Source organism: Kitasatospora sp. NPDC001540 (genome assembly GCF_042894345.1).
Classification (GTDB): Bacteria; Actinomycetota; Actinomycetes; order Streptomycetales; family Streptomycetaceae; genus Kitasatospora; species Kitasatospora phosalacinea_C.
Genome location: NZ_JBIAVO010000100.1, coordinates 1 through 1,125 on the forward strand (window position 1 = coordinate 1; position 1,125 = coordinate 1,125).

Genomic DNA, 1,125 nt, shown 5'->3' on the forward strand with positions numbered 1-1,125 from the left:
TCCTGGACGCCCTCCTCAAGGACGACCCGACCTCCCGCGTCGCCGTGGAGACGCTGATCACCACCGGCCTGGTGCACATCGCCGGCGAGGTCACCACCAAGGCGTACGCGCCGATCGCGCAGCTCGTCCGGGAGAAGATCCTGGAGATCGGCTACGACTCGTCGAAGAAGGGCTTCGACGGCGCCTCCTGCGGCGTGTCGGTGTCGATCGGCGCGCAGTCCCCGGACATCGCGCAGGGCGTGGACACCGCGCACGAGCACCGGGTGGAGGGCGACGTCGAGGACGAACTCGACCGCCAGGGCGCCGGCGACCAGGGCCTGATGTTCGGCTACGCCAGTGACGACACCCCCGAGCTGATGCCGCTGCCGATCACGCTGGCGCACCGGCTCTCGCGCCGCCTGACCGAGGTCCGCAAGAACGGGACCATCCCCTACCTGCGCCCCGACGGCAAGACCCAGGTCACCATCGAGTACGACGGCGACCGCGCCGTGCGCCTGGACACCGTCGTGGTCTCCTCCCAGCACGCCAGCGACATCGACCTGGAGTCGCTGCTGACCCCGGACATCCGCGAGTTCGTGGTCGAGCCGGAGCTCAAGGCGCTGGCCGAGCAGGGCATCAAGCTGGTCACCGAGGGCTACCGGCTGCTGGTCAACCCGACCGGGCGCTTCGAGATCGGCGGCCCGATGGGCGACGCCGGCCTGACCGGCCGCAAGATCATCATCGACACCTACGGCGGCATGGCCCGCCACGGCGGCGGCGCGTTCTCCGGCAAGGACCCGTCCAAGGTCGACCGCTCCGCCGCGTACGCGATGCGCTGGGTCGCCAAGAACATCGTCGCCGCCGGCCTGGCCCGCCGCGCCGAGGTCCAGGTCGCCTACGCCATCGGCAAGGCCGAACCGGTCGGCCTGTTCGTGGAGACCTTCGGCACCGAGACCGTCCCCGTGCTGAAGATCCAGGAAGCCGTGACCCGGGTCTTCGACCTCCGCCCGGCCGCGATCATCCGCGACCTCGACCTGCTGCGCCCGATCTACGCCCAGACCGCCGCGTACGGCCACTTCGGCCGCGAGCTGCCGGACTTCACCTGGGAGCGCACCGACCGCGTCGACGCGCTGAAGGCGGCCGTCG

1 protein-coding gene is annotated in these 1,125 nt (G+C 71.0%); it reads left to right on the forward strand.

The features are described from left to right. Nucleotides 1–1,125 (forward strand): methionine adenosyltransferase (gene metK, locus ACFY00_RS38145; RefSeq protein WP_388038893.1); only part of this gene is annotated, 1,125 nt, incomplete at both ends.